The organism is Devosia riboflavina, from assembly GCF_000743575.1.
In the GTDB taxonomy this organism is placed as follows: domain Bacteria; phylum Pseudomonadota; class Alphaproteobacteria; order Rhizobiales; family Devosiaceae; genus Devosia; species Devosia riboflavina.
The window spans coordinates 1-15,147 of sequence record NZ_JQGC01000019.1 but is presented as its reverse complement, the minus strand read 5'-3'; the positions used below and the strand labels follow the sequence as shown (position 1 = coordinate 15,147).

General features: G+C 62.0%; 12 protein-coding genes. 2 read left to right on the top strand and 10 right to left on the bottom strand.

The features are described from left to right. Nucleotides 1–232: 232 nt before the first annotated feature. Nucleotides 233–1,237 carry a LacI family DNA-binding transcriptional regulator gene (locus JP75_RS17940; RefSeq protein ID WP_035085800.1) on the top strand — a complete coding sequence of 335 codons (1,005 nt, stop codon included), beginning with the start codon at nt 233–235 and terminating at the stop codon, nt 1,235–1,237. Between the two features lie 348 nt (nt 1,238–1,585). Then, entirely contained in the window at nt 1,586–2,896 is a 1,311-nt protein-coding gene (locus JP75_RS17935; protein ID WP_051960883.1) for a putative bifunctional diguanylate cyclase/phosphodiesterase, read from the top strand. Here the strand turns inward: JP75_RS17935 and murB are convergent. The 10 genes from murB to JP75_RS26630 all read right to left on the bottom strand — a co-directional run. After that, on the bottom strand, nt 2,893–3,912 hold the full coding sequence (gene murB / locus JP75_RS17930) for a UDP-N-acetylmuramate dehydrogenase (protein ID WP_051960909.1): 1,020 nt from the start codon (nt 3,910–3,912) through the stop codon (nt 2,893–2,895). The genes JP75_RS17935 and murB overlap by 4 nt on opposite strands. A gap of 40 nt (nt 3,913–3,952) precedes the next feature. Next, entirely contained in the window at nt 3,953–4,936 is a 984-nt protein-coding gene (gene denD, locus JP75_RS17925) for a D-erythronate dehydrogenase (protein WP_035085701.1), read from the bottom strand. A gap of 120 nt (nt 4,937–5,056) precedes the next feature. After that, nucleotides 5,057–5,785 carry a hypothetical protein gene (locus JP75_RS17920; RefSeq protein ID WP_035085700.1) on the bottom strand — a complete coding sequence of 243 codons (729 nt, stop codon included), beginning with the start codon at nt 5,783–5,785 and terminating at the stop codon, nt 5,057–5,059. 102 nt (nt 5,786–5,887) lie between these two features. Further along, complete coding sequence (gene glmM / locus JP75_RS17915) at nt 5,888–7,231, bottom strand: phosphoglucosamine mutase (RefSeq protein ID WP_035085699.1); 1,344 nt, start codon at nt 7,229–7,231, stop codon at nt 5,888–5,890. Nucleotides 7,232–7,345: 114 nt separating this feature from the next. Further along, a complete protein-coding gene (gene ftsH / locus JP75_RS17910) occupies nt 7,346–9,277 on the bottom strand; it encodes an ATP-dependent zinc metalloprotease FtsH (RefSeq protein ID WP_035085697.1) in 1,932 nt (643 codons plus the stop codon). A gap of 693 nt (nt 9,278–9,970) precedes the next feature. Beyond that, a complete protein-coding gene (tilS, locus tag JP75_RS17905) occupies nt 9,971–11,245 on the bottom strand; it encodes a tRNA lysidine(34) synthetase TilS (RefSeq protein WP_051960882.1) in 1,275 nt (424 codons plus the stop codon). Continuing rightward, nucleotides 11,230–12,258 (bottom strand): tol-pal system protein YbgF, encoded by a 1,029-nt coding sequence (gene ybgF, locus JP75_RS17900; RefSeq protein WP_152565903.1) that lies wholly within the window; start codon nt 12,256–12,258, stop codon nt 11,230–11,232. Before ybgF ends, tilS begins: the two co-directional genes overlap by 16 nt. A 229-nt stretch (nt 12,259–12,487) precedes the next feature. Next, nucleotides 12,488–12,988: a peptidoglycan-associated lipoprotein Pal gene (gene pal, locus JP75_RS17895; protein WP_035085694.1), complete on the bottom strand. Its 501-nt coding sequence runs from the start codon at nt 12,986–12,988 to the stop codon at nt 12,488–12,490. Between the two features lie 229 nt (nt 12,989–13,217). Continuing rightward, nucleotides 13,218–14,528, bottom strand: a complete 1,311-nt coding sequence (gene tolB, locus JP75_RS17890; protein WP_035085692.1) for a Tol-Pal system beta propeller repeat protein TolB — start codon at nt 14,526–14,528, stop codon at nt 13,218–13,220. 64 nt (nt 14,529–14,592) lie between these two features. After that, nucleotides 14,593–15,147, bottom strand: a 555-nt coding sequence (locus JP75_RS26630) for a hypothetical protein (RefSeq protein ID WP_425277294.1), incomplete at its 5' end; no start/stop codon positions are given.

Here is a 15,147-nt window from a genome sequence, read left to right as displayed (position 1 = left end):
ATGAAGAAGAAGACGGCCGGCGAGGCCCTAGGTGGCAGAGTCGAAGTGCAGCATCGATGTCCTCCCGAAGGTGGATGGACTGCCGGCTTCTTGTCCGTGCTAACCCATTCCCATCCCGTCGACAGCGTCTGGTCGCCATCCGACAAGGGCACCATAACAAGCAATTTCGCATTTGCAAATGCATTCACAAATCAATTTGCAAATCGATTTTGGCAATGATAGCGATCCCTTTATGACAACGATTTCCAAGGTTGCCGAACGCGCTGGCGTCTCCCGCACCACCGTTTCGCACGTGCTCAATCACGCCGACCGCGTCTCCGAGCATCTTCGCACCCGCGTTCTCGCCGCCATCGACGAGATGGGCTATGTGCCCAATCCGCAAGCCCAGAGCCTACGCACAGGCCGCACCAATATCGTGGCCCTGCTCATCCCCGATATCCGCAACCCCTTTTATCCGGAGCTCGTTAAAACGGCGCAGTCTGACCTTGAAGCGATCGGGCTCGACACCATGATCTTCAACTCCGACGTGCCGGGCGGGCATCCGCAGGACCACAACCGCGAATACCTCAGGCAGATTCGCAACAAGCGTGTCGACGGCCTTATCGTGGGCGATTTTGCGCTCCACCGCATGCATGACGAGCTACTTAAGCTCGATATCCCGACCGTGTTCATTGGCGACCTGCCCAATCGCGCCGTGGATAGCGTCAAGATCGACGATTTCGGCGGGGGCTATGCCATGGGAAAGCTTCTCGCCCAAAAGGGCCATCGTCGCGTGGCCCACGTCACCGGCCCCGCTCATTTCGCCGAAGCGATGGCGCGGGCCGATGGTATCGAAAAGGGCTTGGCCGACCACGGCGCTCCGCCGAGCGCCGACCTGCGCTATGAAGGGACCTATCTCGCGCCCTCGGGCGAAGAGGCCGTCGACTGGCTGGTCGAACACCATCGCGGCAACATGCCGAGCGCCATCTTCTTTGCCAATTATCTCATGGCCATGGCCGGACTGGCGCGTCTGCACGATCACAATATCCGCGTGCCCGAGGACATTGCGGTCGCCGCCTTCGGTGACCAGCCGGAAATGCGCTATGTGCGCCCCACCCTGACGAGGGTCGGTGTCGCTCCCTCTGCACTGGCGCACCGCGCCGTTGCAATGCTGATCGAGCGGCTGAATGGGGTCTATACCGGCGAGGTCAGAGCCGAAGTTCTGGAATGCGCCGTTAGAGAATTTGCCAGCGCTTGAAGCATGCGTCGAGCCAGCGGCCTAGACCTCCGCAATGTAGAGCTGAGTGGCGCGACGGCAGCGCAACTCATGGTGTCGTATGGCGGCAAACTTTGGTTTCGCTCCCGCAAGAGCTTTGAAAGCAAAGGTTGCTGGGCCAACTGTGGAAGCAAAACAATGCTAAAACCACATAGCTTCGCGTAGTACTTTGGACACCACGGACGAAGACATCGGCCCATAGTGGTCCCGCACAAGATGTCTTAAATTCTGTCTGCTATTGTGTCGGCCAATGCCGTCAGGCCCAATGGTCTGACACGACACCGAAAATAGCGAGAGCTGCGTGTGAGCCCAACGTCTCGGCCCCGAACGATGACGGATACGACCAAATATTCCTCCCGGCTGATCTTGGCTTACAAGATCTCCGCGGCGGCAGTGTCGGCTTTGTCTGTGTTCTGGGCAGCGGTGTTTGCGGTCCAGGGCCAGCCAATGCTGTCCCTGGGGCAGATTTTTCTGACGCTATTGTGCCTTGTCAGTTTGAAATTGGCCAATGCGGGCCGGGTCACCACCTCGCTTTATGTTACCCAATTTGCCCTGCTGGCCTTCGTGCTTGGCCTGTGCCTGATGTTCGACGTGCCCAATGGAGACTTGCCGCGCGTCTCCCATCTGTTCCTGCTGCCCTTGGCCCTCGTCGGCTATATCAACTTCAAGACCAATCGCTCGCCGATCCAGGCGGTTCTGATCGGCGCCAGCCTGCTGGGCTTCATTGCCCTTTCCAGCACGCATTATGCCCTGCCCTTCGCCCAGCCCATTGCCGACGACATCAGGATCTATGGCGTCTGGGTGAATTCTATCATCGCCACGGCGCTCAGCGCTCTTTGCGTCTATGCGCTGCAGGCCGAGATTGAGCGTACCGATAGATTGGCGCGCAACCTGGCCGACGCGCTCTGGCGCGAAGAGTTCGAGCTTTATTACCAGCCGCAGGTTGATCGCAACGGCCGTCGCATTGGCGCCGAAGCCCTGCTCCGCTGGACGCCGGCCGGCGGCAAGCCGATTTCGCCCGCCGAGTTCATTCCCGCCGCCGAACAGGCAGGACTCATGGGCCGGATTGGCTATTGGGTGCTGCAGCAGGCAATGCAGACGCTGGCGGACTGGGCCAAGAACGAGGAAACGCGACACCTCACGCTCTCGGTCAATGTGAGTGCCAGCCAATTTCTCGAAGACGGTTTTGAACGCTCGGTGCTGAACCTGATCGAGACCTTTGGCATCGACCCAACCCGGCTCAAGATCGAGCTGACGGAAAGCGTCATGGTCGCCAATCCCGAACTGGTCACCGCCAAGATGCACGTGCTGCGCGCCGTGGGCATCGGCATGGCGCTCGATGATTTCGGTACCGGCTATTCGTCCCTCGGCTATCTCCGGCAGTTGCCCCTGACGCAGTTGAAGATCGACCGCAGTTTTGTGCAGTCGATGATGGAGAACAAGCGCAGCGCCGCCCTGGTGCGCAGCATCGTCCAGATGGGGCTAGACTTGGAACTCGACGTGCTCGCCGAAGGGGTAGAGACGCGGGAACAGGTCAATTTCCTGACCCAGAATGGCTGTCAGGCCTATCAGGGCTTTCTCTTCGGCCGGCCAGTTCCGCTTGACGATTTCATGCGGCCTGCTGCGGCAGCGGCGGCCTAGAGAAAGACCGGCTCTTCGTGCAGCACTATGCCAAATCGCGCTTTCACGGTCGCCTTAACACGCGCTGCGAGGGCAGCGATGTCGCCGGCATCAGCCTCGCCGAGATTGACCACCACCAGGGCATGGCGCTCGGAGATGCCAGCCCGCCCCATGGAAAAGCCCTTGAGCCCGCTCTGCTCGATCAGCCAGCCGGCCGAGAGCTTGGTTCGACCATCGGCCTGCGGAAAATTGGGGGCCGCCGGAAAGGCGGCAAGAACTGGTGCCGCTTCATTCAGGCTGACGATCGGGTTCTGGAAAAATGATCCCGCATTCGGCGTCACGCGCCAATCGGGCAATTTGGACCCGCGCAGGTAAAGGACGCGATCCATCACCGTCCGCGGATCAAGCGCCGGTTGCTCGGCCAGTTCTGCGAGACCCGCAAAGCGTAGATTGGGTTTCCAGGGGCGCGGCAGCCGCAAACGCAGCGACAGCACCACATAGCGCCCCGCCTCCCGCTTGAAGACGCTATCGCGATAGGCGAAGGCGCAATCGGCAGCCGTAAACGTCTTAAGGACCTTGTCGACCGTATCGAAAGCCACGAGGCTCTCGAAGACATCGGCCACTTCCGCGCCATAGGCGCCAATATTCTGCACCGGCGCGGCGCCGACGGTGCCGGGAATGCCCGCCAGGTTCTCGATGCCGCCAAAACCTTGCTCGACCGTCCAGACGACGAAGTCATGCCAGGTTTCCCCGGCTGCCGCTTCGACCAGAACATGGTCCTCGGTCTGCTTGATGACTACACGGCCGGTGGTCGCCACCACAGCCGTGATCCCGGCGAAATCTGCTGAAAGCACCACATTGCTCCCGCCGCCAAGGATGCGCAGAGGCAGGCCGCGTTCCCGCGCCAGGGCGAAAAGCGCGGGCACCTGATCGGGGGCTTCCAGCATGGCGCCCCAGCGCGACCGGGCCTTGAGCGCCAATGTGTTGCGCGCAGACAGATCGAAATCGGGCTTGAGGTTGAGATAGGACGTGGTCATGGCCGGGTTATAGGTGCGGTCTGGCTGGCCTGGCAATGCATCAGCCCAATTGTCCGCCCAACTCATCCTCAATGTGAGCGCGAATAATATCATCGAAGCGGCTCTCGGCGACAAAGCCGAGGCTTTCTGCGCGCTTGGCCGAAAAAGCCTGCGGCCAGCCGGCCACGATCCCGGCAATGACCGGGTCAGGTTCGTGCCGAATGAGCTTTACCGCCTTTTCTCCGGCAATGCGCCGCAAGGCTTCGATCTCGTCGCCGACAGTGGCAGCAAGGCCCGGCATGGTGAGCGAGCGGCGCTGCCCGAGGCCGGACGTATCCATCTCGGCGGCGTGCAGCAGGAAACTCACGGCTGCGCGTGGGCTCGCAAACCAGTGGCGAACGCTCGTATCGACCGGCAAGACCGCTTCGACGCCGGCGAGGGGCTCACGGATGATGCCGGAAAAGAAGCCCGACGCGGCCTTGTTGGGTTTTCCAGGCCGGACCACGATGGTCGGCAGGCGAATGCCCACGCCATCGACAAAACCGCGGCGGGAATAATCAGCCAAGAGCAGCTCGCCGATCGCCTTTTGCGTGCCATAGCTGGTTAGAGGAGTCAGCGGAAATTCATCGGGGATTTCCGCCGGCAAGGGCTCGCCGAAAACCGCGATGGACGAGGTGGACACCAAGCGTGGCGCATAGGCACCGTGCCGGCTGGCAAGCCGGATCGCCTCCAGCAAATGCCGCGTGCCATCGAGATTGATGCGATAGCCCTTTTCGAAATCGGCTTCGGCCTCGCCGGACACGATGGCAGCGAGATGAAAGATGAGATCGGGACGCCCGGCAATCAGCTTCTCCGCGGCAGCCGGTGTGGAAAGGTCGACGGCGTAGGTTTCGATGGGGATTGCCGCCTTCGGGGCTTCGGGCGAGACGATGTCGGCGAGCACCAGGGCCGAAATATCGCGACCAGCGACCTGCCCCGCCTTGAGCAGTGCCGCCGTCAGCTTGCGTCCAACCATGCCGGCGGCGCCGATAACCAGAATCTTCAAGACCGTCTCCTCCAATGTCCCTCAACCGACGAAATCATTGCGGCGGCCTGTTGTCTACGGCGCAAAAGAAACGGCACCCACCTGAGGTGAGCGCCGCTGCATGGGAAGACTGGCTGGATATCAGTTGAAGCGGTAGCGCAGCGTGCCGCGCACTTCGTGGATCCAGGCGCCATTGATCGAATAGGGCGCAACGGCAGTGTTGTTGGCAACCTGATCGATATAGAGGCCGCGATAGCCAACGTCGGCAACGATGTGGCCGAAGTCATAGCCGACACCGACCATACCGGCAGCCGCGAGGCTGGTATTGGTACCGTGCGTATCGGCCGGGCCGGGCCCCGTGGTGATGACGTCGTTGAAGGCAAGACCGGCACCGGCGCCGACATAGCCGAAAGCGCCGCCAGCAGCGCCATAGCCCATCTCACCGAAACCGAAATCGTAATAGGCGTTGGCCAGAACGACCGTGGAGCGCAGTTGCAGGCTGTGCACGCCATTGGCCAGGGCGCCCGACGTGTCGGTGATGTTGGCGCGCATATTGTCGTTGGCAAGGTAGTCGACGGTGGCGTCGACGCGCAGGCCCGTGCCGGTTTCGTAGCCGACACCGGCGCCGACCGAGTAGCCATAGCCATAGTCGGTGATGGCATAGGTGCGCGGATTTGCTGTGGGGTGGAAAACTTCCTTGGCCCACATCGCATTGCCGGCGGCGCTGCCGCGCAGGTAGAAGCTGCCCGAGACGCCGTAGTCGACATCAGGAATTTCGATCACAGGCGGGTAATAGGGAAGGTCCGCGGCAATTGCCGGGCCTGCCACTGCTGTTCCGGTCAACAGGAACGCAGCAATGAGCTTGCGCATGGGTTCAGTCCTTTGTTTGCCACGACGCTTCGTCGATTGAGGCAAATATCGGACAAACTCGTTAAAGCTCGCTTAACCCTAGATTTTAACCCTAACGAAGCCCTACGCGATCTGCCTGATGGCCGCTTCGACTTGGCCGACGATATTTTCGACCAAGGCCGCATCGTCCGCTTCGCCCATGACGCGGATCACCGGCTCCGTGCCCGAGGCACGCACCACGAGGCGGCCGGCGCTGCCCAGGGTCGACTGCGCATCGGCGATCGCCTGCTTGACGTGCTTGTCGTCGAGCGGCTTGCCGGACTTGAAGCGCACATTGCGCAGGAGCTGCGGCACTTTTTCGAAGCGGTGGCAGATTTCCGAAATCGGAATGTTTTGTTGCTTCAGCACCGAGAGCAATTGCAGCGCCGCCACGAGGCCATCGCCCGTCGTCGTGAAATCGGACAGGATGATGTGGCCGGACTGTTCGCCGCCGACGTTGAAGCCCTTGGAGCGCATGGCTTCGAGCACATAGCGATCGCCCACCTGGGTGCGCTCAAGCGTCAGGCCAAGGCCGGTCAGATAGCGTTCGAGGCCGAGATTGCTCATGATGGTGGCGACGATACCGCCGCCGACCAGCATTTCGCGTTCCATCCAGCTCTGCGCGATAACGGCCATGAACTGGTCGCCATCGACCACATTGCCCTTTTCATCGATGATGATGACACGATCGGCGTCGCCATCGAGCGCAATGCCGATATCGGCGCGCACTTCCTTGACCTTGGCCGCGACGGCTTCGGGCGCGGTGGAGCCGACCTTGTGATTGATATTATAGCCATTGGGCTCGACGCCGATGGCGATCACCTCGGCGCCCAGTTCCCAGAGCGCCACCGGAGCAACCTTGTAGGCGGCGCCATTGGCGCAATCGAGCACCACGCGCAGGCCCGACAGGTCGACGCCGCGCGGCAGGGTGCGCTTGGCATATTCGATATAGCGCGTACGGGCTTCCTCGTCGCGATAGGCGCGACCGATTTCCATGCCATGCGCCAGAAGCTTGGACGTATCGGTCTCGATCAGTCTTTCGATCTCGGCTTCAAGTTCGTCGCTGAGCTTGTAGCCGTCCGGACGGAAAAACTTGATGCCATTGTCTTCATAGGGGTTGTGCGAGGCCGAGATCATCACGCCGAGATCTGCGCGCAGCGAACGGGTCAGCATGGCGACGGCCGGGGTCGGCATCGGCCCGAGAAAATAGACATCCATGCCCACGGCAGTAAAACCCGCGCCCAGGGCATTTTCCAGCATATAGCCCGAGCGGCGCGTATCCTTGCCGATGACGACGCGATTGCGGTGCTCGCCGCGGACGAACTTGGTGCCGGCAGCCATGCCGACCTTCATGGCGAGATCGGGTGTCAGCTTGTCGCCATTGGCCATGCCCCGAATACCGTCCGTGCCGAAATATTTGCGGGCCATCGCGCACTCCCTCGATAACTGGTCTGCTGCATTCAATACCACTTTCACGGCAAGTAGCGCAGCGATTTGGACAAGAAAAGGGCCACCCGTAGGTGGCCCTTGGAAAAACTAGCCTCAGCTTTCCGGCTGGGGCTCCATGCCGGGCTCCGGCGGCGCATCCGGCCGCTTCTTGCCCGACTTGCCGGCGGTCGGCACGCCGGTCGCCTTGGGCACGGCCGGACCATTGTCGTCCGGGCGCGTCGGCTGCTTGCCATCCATCAGGGCGCGGAGTTCATCGCCGGTCAGCGTCTCGAATTCGAGCAGCGCCTGGGCAATGGCTTCCCACTGATCGTTGTAGGTCGTCAGGATGTTGCGGGCCGAAGCTTCGCCATCTTCGATGAGCTTACGCACTTCCTGGTCGATCAGCTTGGCGGTGTCATCCGACATATGCTGGGACTGGGTGACCGAATGGCCGAGGAAGACTTCCTGGTCATTGGACTTGTAGCGCACGCGGCCGAGCTTTTCGCTCATGCCCCATTCCATGACCATCGAGCGTGCAAGGCTCGTCGCCATCTGGATATCGCCCGAAGCGCCCGAGGTCACCTTGGCCGGACCGAACTTGATGATTTCGGCTTCGCGGCCACCGAACAGCATGGTGAGGCGGGCCAGGGCCTTCTCACGGCTGAACGAGTAGCTATCGGTTTCCGGCAGGGTCATCACCATGCCCAGCGCACGACCGCGCGGGATGATGGTGGCCTTGTGGATCGGGTCGATGCCGGCAACTTTCAGCGCGATGATGGCATGGCCAGCTTCGTGATAGGCGGTCAGCTTCTTTTCGTCATCGGTCATGGCCATGGTGCGGCGCTCGGCGCCCATCATGATCTTGTCCTTGGCGTCTTCGAATTCCTGATGGGTAACGAAGCGCTTGTTCTTGCGCGCCGCCATCAGGGCAGCCTCGTTGACGAGATTCATCAGGTCCGCGCCGGAGAAACCAGGCGTACCACGAGCCAGAACCTTCAGATCCACATCGGGAGCCAACGGCACCTTGCGGACGTGAACTTTCAGGACCTTTTCGCGGCCCGACACGTCCGGATTCGGCACGACGACCTGACGGTCGAAACGGCCGGGACGGAGGAGTGCAGGGTCGAGCACGTCGGGGCGGTTGGTAGCGGCAATGAGGATAATACCTTCATTGGCTTCAAAGCCGTCCATCTCGACGAGGAGCTGGTTGAGGGTCTGTTCGCGTTCGTCATTGCCGCCACCGAGACCGGCGCCACGCTGGCGACCGACGGCGTCGATTTCGTCGATGAAGATGATGCACGGGGCATTCTTCTTCGCCTGTTCGAACATGTCGCGGACGCGGCTGGCGCCGACACCGACGAACATTTCCACGAAGTCGGAACCGGAAATGGTGAAGAACGGCACATTGGCTTCGCCGGCAACCGAGCGGGCGAGCAGCGTCTTACCGGTACCCGGAGGGCCGACGAGCAGCACGCCGCGCGGAATACGACCGCCCAGACGCTGGAATTTTCCGGGATCGCGCAGAAACTCGACGATTTCTTCGAGGTCTTGCTTGGCTTCATCGACGCCGGCGACGTCTTCGAACGTCACCTTGCCCTGGGTTTCGGTAAGAAGCTTGGCGCGCGACTTGCCAAAGCCCATGGCGCCGCCGCGGCCACCGCCCTGCATCTGGCGTATGAAGAAGAACCACACGCCGATGATGACGATGAAGGGGAGCCAAGACGAGAGCAGGATCGACCAGAACGGGCTCGATTCCGGAGCGCGAGCGGTGATCGACACGTCCTGCGCCTCGAGGCGCGAAATCATGTCGGCACCGGCCGGAACAATGGTTTCGAACCGCGTGCCATCATTGAGGACGCCGGAAACGACGTCATTGGTAATGGTAACGCTGGAAACGCGACCCGCGTCGACGTCGGTCACGAACTGGCTGTAGCTCTTTTCGCCCACCGACATGGTGCGCGTAGATGACTGGAAGACCTGGAACAGGCCCATCAGCATAAAGAGAATGACCAGCCAGATGGCAAAGTTGCGGAAATTTCCGTTCATCAATCCTGTCCCGGAGGAAGCCAGCGCGCGACGCGGCAGCATTAGGCCGAATGTAAGACCGTCATTGGGGCGTTACAAGGGCAGTACCTGCGGCGTCCCGGGCTTTACGTCCAGTCATTTTGTCGCGACGGGGTTAACGGGATATGGCCTGACGCGGTTCCGGCCAGGATACCTGTTCGATCATAGCATTTCGCTCCCGCCGACGATGTGTCGCGGGACGATTTTGGTGGACGGACCCCGGAGCGGCATTCGCCTCGAAGTATTTTGATAATTGAAGCGAATACCGCTCCGGAGTGCCCTCTTTTCGGGCGGGAACTATCGGCGACTTTTGATCGCTCGTCGCAAGCGGCCAGCCCCGAACGTGCATGGGAGACGATCCCCTGCCGGGCCCCCTCGCTACTGTCGTCTGCAGACCGTCCATGCGAGGTTGGATGGGGCTATTATGGGGGCATAATTCGGGGCGGGGATAAGATGGATAGATTTGCCCGTACCACCCCCTTTCCCGGTCGAAGAGGGGGTGGCGTATCGAGTTTGCGGCCCTATCCACTCACAAACTCGATGTCACCCCGGCGCAGGCCGGGGCCCATCTCCTGCAATCGACAAGCCACGATGGGGAGATAGAGCCGACACATTTCAGGATGGGCCCCGGCCTGCGCCGGGGTGACAGCCGGTGGGCAAAGAGAAATTCAGCAGTTAGTTGACCAGCACCGTCACCTTGACTCGCTCATCGAAGGACCAGCCACCGAGCGACAGGACGGCCCCGCTCGCATCACGCACGATGGGGGCGGTGCGGATGGCCTCGGCTGGGGTCGTTACCTTGAACCCCAGCACTTCTTCGAGCCGGTGGCGGGGGAAGAAGTCGGTGGCGGAAGCGACGAGACCCGTCTCTTCCGAGACATTGGTGATCTCAAAACGCTCGTCCCAGACGAGCACTCCCTGGGGCGGCAAGGCCTGATCGTCAGGCAGCGCCCGGCCCGGCTCACGGGCAATGGTGACGAAACCGTCCTTGACACGGATGACCGTACCGAGCAGCGTCGTGCCGCGGGGCAGCGTATTGGTGGTGATCTGCTCGAAGAGCCGTTCCACCTGCCCCAAGGCACGCGGCTTTTGCCGCCCGCCGACCACGGCGAGGATACGGCTCAGCACGCGCCGGCCGGTTGCGGGTCCAAGCTGGCTCAGGGCATCGAGCGGCAGGGAGGCGGCGCCAAAGCCATCGATTTCGACCAGCTCGGCAAAGGCGGCATCGGCAAGCTGGGCAAGAGCCTGATCGGCCTCGGCCATGCGGCTGGCAAAGCGCGAGAGCGCGGCGCCATCAAGCCCTTCCTTGGCGAGCGACGGCAGCAGGCGACGCCAGCGGACACGCTCATAGTCTTCGTCATTATTGGAAGGATCATAGGCCGGCGAAAGGCCGGCCTCTTCGACGATCGCGCCGAGTGCAGCGGGCTCGACATCGAGCAGCGGCCGGAAAACCCGCACGCCTTCGACCTCGGAAAACGGCACCATGCCCTTGAGACCATCCAGACCACTGCCATGGGCAAGACGCATCAAAATGGTTTCGGCCTGATCGGCACGATGATGGGCGGTGAGCAGGACATTTGCACCGTCCGAGGCCATGGCATCGCCGATCAGCCGGTAGCGCGCCTGTCGCGCCGCTTCCTGCAGGCCCGTTTCAGGATGGCCTTCGCTCCACTTGAGCCCACGAAACTCGAAGCCGAGTTTTCCCGCCTCGGCCGCCACCATGGCGACCTCATCGGCCGCCTCGGGTCTGAGACCATGATCGAGGCTGTAGACGATGATCCGCGGGGAGGATTCGCCCCCCAAAACCCAGCGATGGGCGAGGAGCATGAGCGCCAGACTATCGGGACCACCCGAAACGGCGAGGCCAATGACGGCCTCGCTCGCGATTGGGGCGAATAGATTTGCCAGGGTCGCCTGATCGGTGAGATCGGGGGTCAGGCTGGCGGGCATTCGGCCTTGGCTTTCTCCTCGGCAAGCCGCGCGACGAAAGCCGGAGGTTGGGTCGTATAGCGCTTGTCGACCTCATTGAAGGTGCGGCAGGCGGTTTCGCGCTCTCCGGCCCCGGAAAGGGCCATGCCGAGCTTCAGCAGCAGGTCGGGCGCGCGCGGGCTATTGGGATGTTTTTGGAACGTATCGAGCAGAACTTCGGCCGCCTGATCGTAGGAGCCCTGCGTCAGCAAGGCATCACCCAGGAAATTGGCAGCTTCCGGCACTTGCGGATTGTCAGGATAGAGCGACACGAACTGGTCGAACTGATCCGCGGCAAAGGCATAGTCGCCGGACGCATAGGCCTCGTAGCCGGCGGCAAATTGCGCGTCGGCATCGGCATCGCCGGTCGAAATCGTGGCTGGGTTATAGCTGAGATCGAGCGGTTGTCCGGTCGTGAGGTCAATGCCGCCCGTCTGCCCGGTGCCCACCAGCGGATCGGACGAATTGCCCAGATCATCCATGGGCAAAGCCGATTGATCGTCAAAGGTCGGATCGAATTCCGCTTCGCCCGGCAGCGGCTTGACGCCCTGTTCGGGGATCTGGGTCAGCGGCACGGCATCTTCACCGGTCGGGACCTGGGTCTGCGGCGACGCCTCGGGCGGCGTCACGCCACCGGGTTGGGTCGCCGCCTCAGTTTTTCCCCCAGCACCGCCTTCCAATTGCTGGAAGCGGAATTCATTGTCTTCCTGCATGCGGTTGACGATTTCCTGCATCTGGGTGAGCTGGAAAGTCAGGCCCTCGATCTGGCCATTGAGCAGGCGAATCTGTTCTTCGAGCTGCTGCATGCGCACCAGCACCTGGGCCTGATCGACCTGGGCCACGAGAATGCGTTCGGGTTGGGTATTGGTGAAGGAGAGACCGCCCAATTCGGCGGGAGGAAGGGTCTGCGCATTGGCCGCGGGCAGGAGCCCCAGCCCGATGGCGATGGCGCACAAACCGGCGCGCGCCTTTCTGTTGATCGTTCCGAGCTTCACGCCGTTTTCTCCAATGGGTCGATGCGCGACAAGATGGGTATCTTTGGCCTCTGGATAAAGGCCAATTTTGGTCAAAACAAAACACCCGGCCCACTTTCGTGGTACCGGGCGTTCCTTGCCTCCAGTTCTTGCGACTGGAATTTGAGCATCGGACCGAAAAGTGTCGGCGGTTTTCGGGAAATCCGATGCGGTAGAGAAAGCTGGAGCGACATTTCTGCCGCTCCGAATTTTACTGCACGACCGTGACCGCGCGGCGGTTCTGGCTCCAGCAGGAGATGTCGTTACAGATGGCGACCGGGCGCTCCTTGCCGAAGGACTGGCTGGTAATGCGCTGGCCGTTGACGCCCTTGGACACGAGATAGTTCACGACCACCGAGGCGCGGCGGGCGCCGAGGGCGATATTGTATTCGCGGGTGCCGCGTTCGTCGGCATGGCCTTCGATCAGCACGCGATAGTTCTGGTACTGGTTGAGCCAGGCAGCCTGCTTGTCGAGGGTGGCCATGGCTTCCGAGGTCAGCGAGCTCGAATCGGTGGTGAAGAACACGCGGTCGCCGACGGTGACGATGAATTCCTGCTGGCTGCCCGGAGCACCACCACCCGGGCCGAGATTACCGGCGCCGGTCAGGCCGACGGCATCATTGGAACTGCGCGAACAGGCAGCGACGACGACGACGAAAAACAGCATCGCGGCAGCGCGCAACGCGGTCGAAATGGGTGCGGGAATGGCCACGGGGTAGCTCCAAAAAGGCAACAATCTTAAGTGCAGCATTTACCGCGCTTAATCTTAAAAACGGGTTCGCCAGAATGGTTAATCTTTGCCTATTCGGGCGCGAATGTGGCGGGAATCCGGGCTTTTTCGTGACGTTGCACTTGAGCAACAGGACGGATGGTCGATCACGTTAAGGTTAAGCGGCAAGGATTCCGGAGAGGAAAAAGGGGGCCGCAGCCCCCTTCTCAAATCAGCCGCGCAGCCCCGACCAGGACGGGTCCGAGGCATAGCTTTCGGTCGCGATGGTCTGGGGATTGCGGCCCCAGATGTCGACGCTCATCAGGCGCGGGCCATCATTGCCGCCCGGATCCTGGAAGAACATGATGACGCGGCCATTGGGCGCCCAGGTGGGGCCTTCGGCGTGATAGCTCGAATAAAGGAGGCGCTCGCCTGAGCCATCTGGGGCCATGATGCCGATATGGAACTGGCCGCCGGACTGGCGGGTAAAGGCGATGAGATCGCCCTTGGGGGACCAGACCGGGGTCGAATAGCTGCCCTGGCCGAAGCTGATGCGCTGGGCGTTACCGCCGCCGGCGCCCATCATGTAGATCTGGGGCGAGCCGCCGCGGTCGCTTTCAAAGACGATGCGGCCGCCATCGGGCGAATAGGAGGGGCCGGTATCGATCGCCGCGCCCGAGGTCAACTGCATCGGCTGGCCGCCGCCCGTGCCCACCGCATAGATATTGGTCGCCCCGCCCTGCTCGACCGAGAAGACGACGGTGCCGCCATCGGGCGAGAAGCGGGGGGCAAAGGTCATGGCGCCGACATTGGCGAGGCGCTGCTGCTGGCCCGAGGAGAGCTGCAGCAGGTAGACCTGCGGATTGCCATCGGCAAAATTCATATAGGTGACGAGATCGCCATTGGGCGCGAAGCGCGGCGTCAGCGCCATAGTGGAGCCATCGGTCAGGTACTGCACATTGGCGCCGTCCTGATCCATGATGGCGAGGCGACGCGTGCGATTGGCCTTGGGGCCGCTTTCGGCGGTGTAGATGACGCGGGTATCGAAATAGCCCGTGCCGCCGGCAAGCTGCTCATAAATGGCGTCGGAGACGATGTGGCCAATGCGGCGCGCCGAATTGGGATCGGTATTGTAGCTCTTGCCCACGACCTGGGCCGCCTGCTGCGTATCCCAGACGCGGACCGAGGAGGAAATCTGCCCGCCGCGCTCGACCGAGCCCATGACCAGAGCATCGACATTGGCCGTGCGCCAGACGTTGAAGTCGGGCGTGCCATTAACGTCGCCCACCTGCACCGGCAACGAAGCCGGATCGAGCGGCAGGAAAAGGCCGGACCGGCGCAGGTTGTTGCGCACGATATCGGCGATCTCGCGCCCAAAGGTCGGGTCGGAAGAGGCGAAGTCCGGAATGGCGATCGGCAGGGGCTGGAAATTGGCCCCTTCAACCACGATGCGCAACTGCGCCATGGCCATGGGAGCGGTTGCCAGCAGGGCGCCACCGGCCAGGCCAAGCTTGAGCGCAGAGCGACGGGTAAGAAGCGTCATGAGTTGGTTGTCTCCAATTTCGCCGTTTGGCCGGTTTTTGGCCAGCAACAGGGCAAATTCAAGGTCACGGTCTGAGTTCCACTTCGATCGAGCGCCACTCGTTGAAGGAATCCGCCGACAGCATCGTATAGGGGCCGCACTGGACGACGGCACGCTGCGCGGCGCGGGCAATGGCCTGGCCGGCAGGGGTCTGGTCGGCCGAAACGATCTGCGGCGTGCCGTTGACGCTGCCATCCTGGTTCATCGAAACGCGCAGGGTCACGTTCATGCCGGAGTTGAAATCGCTCGGTAGCAGGTTCCAGCAATTCTTGATGCGCGCCACGAGCCCGTCAATGGCCGTCTGGCTGAGGCGAGCCGAGGTGCCGGTGGTGTCGCCAAGGGTCGGCGAACCGCCCTGCCCGGTCGTGCCACCGGTCGTCGGGGCATTGTTGATGATCGAGGCGATGTCGTCGGCAAGATCAGAGTCGAGCTGGGTCGGCCCCGGCTGGGTCGGCCGCGGGGTCTGCGATTGCGACGAGCTCTGCGCGGCTGCAGCCTGGCGCTGACGCTCCTCTTCCTCGCGCTTCTTGCGCTCGGCTTCGGCGGCAGCGAACTGCTGGCGGAGCTGCGCCAGATTGCT

Excerpts from the sequence above, each read along its gene's own strand:
- glmM (WP_035085699.1), bottom strand. The coding sequence starts at position 7,231 with ATGGCCCGCAAATATTTCGGCACGGACGGTATTCGGGGCATGGCCAAT.
- ftsH (WP_035085697.1), bottom strand. The coding sequence starts at position 9,277 with ATGAACGGAAATTTCCGCAACTTTGCCATCTGGCTGGTCATTCTCTTT.
- tolB (WP_035085692.1), bottom strand. The coding sequence starts at position 14,528 with ATGACGCTTCTTACCCGTCGCTCTGCGCTCAAGCTTGGCCTGGCCGGT.
- JP75_RS17940 (WP_035085800.1), top strand. The coding sequence starts at position 233 with ATGACAACGATTTCCAAGGTTGCCGAACGCGCTGGCGTCTCCCGCACC.
- JP75_RS17920 (WP_035085700.1), bottom strand. The coding sequence starts at position 5,785 with ATGCGCAAGCTCATTGCTGCGTTCCTGTTGACCGGAACAGCAGTGGCA.
- murB (WP_051960909.1), bottom strand. The coding sequence starts at position 3,912 with ATGACCACGTCCTATCTCAACCTCAAGCCCGATTTCGATCTGTCTGCG.
- tilS (WP_051960882.1), bottom strand. The coding sequence starts at position 11,245 with ATGCCCGCCAGCCTGACCCCCGATCTCACCGATCAGGCGACCCTGGCA.
- JP75_RS17935 (WP_051960883.1), top strand. The coding sequence starts at position 1,586 with ATGACGGATACGACCAAATATTCCTCCCGGCTGATCTTGGCTTACAAG.